Here is a 2,027-nt window from a genome sequence, read left to right as displayed (position 1 = left end):
CTCCCCCACCGCCTTCGGCCACCCCGGTCGAGGCGGCGCCCTCGCCTTCGCCGACCCCGCCTCCGGCGTCTCCTTCGGCTACGTCACCAACGGCTTCCAGGGCGGGGTGACGGCGGACCCGAGGGCCCAGGCACTGGTGCGGGCGGTACGGGGTTCGCTGGGCTGAGCCCGGTCAGACGTGGATGGGGTGCGAGATGCGCCCGGAGTCCGCGTCGATCTCCTCGTGTGCCTTGGCCAGCAGGTTCATGGCCAGTTCGTTCAGGGCGCGGGCGCCGGCGATCTCCTCGCCGACCCTCGGCTGGTTGGAGTCCACCCGGTGCCGGGTGGCGTGCCCGTTCGCCCGCACCTCACTGCCGTCCGCCAGCCGTACCATCGCCACCGCGCGTGTGTGCTGGTCGTCCTCCTCGAACTCCAGCTCGATGTGCCAACCCACGGCGTTGTGCGTCATCCCAACCACCTCCGAAAACCACCGTGCCCCCTGCTTCAAGGGTGCGCCCGCCTCCGGCGAACTTCACGTCGGCGTGTTCCTGCCGGAGGCGTGGCCGGGCCGGGGGGCGCGTCACCGAGGCGGTACCGCGTGACATCCGGGCCACCGGACCCCGTCCGGCCCGGGCACCGCGAGTCGGCGGCATCCGGAGCCCCGGCGGCCGCCGGAGGCTCACTCGGCCGTCTTCTCCTCGAAGCTCGCGAAGTACGCGGCCGCCATGTCCTCGTCCCCGTGGCCCTGGGCGGCCGCGCGGGCGAAGCGGTTGGCGGTGGCTTCGGCGAGGTCGAGGCGGACGCCGCCCCGGTCGGCGGCGGAGGTGATGAGGCGTGCGTCCTTCTCGGCGGTGGTGACGGCGAAGGAGGCCGGGGTGAGCTTGCCCTCCAGGATCAGGGCGGACTTGGCGCGGAGGTAGCCCATGTCCAGCGGGCCGCCCTCGATGAGGTCGAAGAAGGAGCGCGGGTCGACGCCGAGCGCCTGCGCGAGCGCCAGCACCTCTCCCGTGGCCGCGGTGACCGCGAGCACCCAGTTGTTGGCGACCAGCTTGAGCCTGCTCGCGCTGCCCTCCGCCCCGTCCTCGCCGGTCCACACCGTACGGGAGCCGACCGCGTCGAAGACCGGCGCGAGGGTGGCCCGCCCCGCCTCGGGCCCGGCGGCCAGCACGGTGAGCTGACCGTCCTCGGCGGGCTTGCGGGTGCCGAGCACGGGCGCGTCGTAGAACTCCAGCCCGTGCTCGCGGGCGAACGCGGCGAGGCGGCCGGTGAGTTCCGTACCGGCGGTGGTGCTCTGCACCCACAGGGTGCCGGGGCGCAGCGCGGGCGCCGCCTCGCGCATCACGTCCAGCACGGTGTCCCCGTCGTACAGCATGGTCAGCACCACGTCCGCGCCCTCGACCGCCTCGGCGGGGGTGCCGGTGACGCGGACGCCGTCCTCCGCGAGCGGCTCGGCCTTGGCGCGGGTGCGGTTCCAGGCGCGTACGGGGAGCCCGGCGGCGGCGAGGTTGCGGGCCATGGCGGCGCCCATGATGCCGGTGCCCAGCACGGCGACGGTCGGCCGGTCGGTGGCGGTCATACGGTGGCTCTCCTTCTCACAGGATGCGGTCCCACGAGGTGCTGTCGATCATGCCCCTCGCCCCCATCCTGCCCGCAGACCCGGCCCGGACCACCGTGGCACAGCCGGTCCCGCTCCCACCGGTTGAAGAATTCGACGACTTCCCGCGCGGTCGGCTTGCGGGCGGCTCCGGCGGACTCCTCGGCGATGCCGGGGGGGCCGTCGGCTCCCTCGCCGTTCGGCACGCGAGTCACCCCGCGTGCAGCATCAGCCCGATCCCCACCACCAGCAGCCCCGCCGCGGCGATGCGGGGAGCGCCGAAGCGTTCCTTGAAGAAGAGGGCGCCGATGGCCGCGCCGACGATCACGGACGACTCGCGCAGGGCGGCGATCGGGGCGAGCGCGGCACGGGTCTGGGCCCACAGCACCAGGGCGTACGCGGCGACGGACAGGGCGGCGCCGAGGAGGCCCAGGGCGGCGTACGGCCGCAGCAG

The 2,027-nt window shown here is 74.4% G+C and carries 2 protein-coding genes and 2 pseudogenes; 1 reads left to right on the top strand and 3 read right to left on the bottom strand.

Annotated features, from left to right (window positions below):
• Positions 1-166, top strand: a pseudogene (locus CCN33_RS31165) (serine hydrolase); the annotation flags it as partial.
• Between the two features lie 6 nt (positions 167-172).
• Here the strand turns inward: CCN33_RS31165 and CCN33_RS17555 are convergent.
• The 3 genes and pseudogenes from CCN33_RS17555 to CCN33_RS17545 all read right to left on the bottom strand — a co-directional run.
• The gene (locus CCN33_RS17555) at positions 173-448 is read right to left on the bottom strand and encodes a DUF1876 domain-containing protein (RefSeq protein ID WP_086694539.1); all 276 of its coding nucleotides are present in this window, start codon (positions 446-448) and stop codon (positions 173-175) included.
• 210 nt (positions 449-658) lie between these two features.
• Complete coding sequence (locus tag CCN33_RS17550; protein ID WP_086694538.1) at positions 659-1,555, bottom strand: NAD(P)-dependent oxidoreductase; 897 nt, start codon at positions 1,553-1,555, stop codon at positions 659-661.
• 229 nt (positions 1,556-1,784) lie between these two features.
• Positions 1,785-2,027, bottom strand: a pseudogene (locus CCN33_RS17545) (EamA family transporter); the annotation flags it as partial.

Source organism: Streptomyces recifensis, from assembly GCF_002154615.1.
GTDB lineage: Bacteria > Actinomycetota > Actinomycetes > Streptomycetales > Streptomycetaceae > Streptomyces > Streptomyces griseoluteus.
Note: the sequence above shows the minus strand (reverse complement) of the source record. Positions and strands in the feature narration are given on the sequence as shown.

What these genes read in the sequence shown, in the direction of transcription:
- CCN33_RS17555 (WP_086694539.1), bottom strand. Translation starts at nt 448, where the DNA reads ATGACGCACAACGCCGTGGGTTGGCACATCGAGCTGGAGTTCGAGGAG.
- CCN33_RS17550 (WP_086694538.1), bottom strand. Translation starts at nt 1,555, where the DNA reads ATGACCGCCACCGACCGGCCGACCGTCGCCGTGCTGGGCACCGGCATC.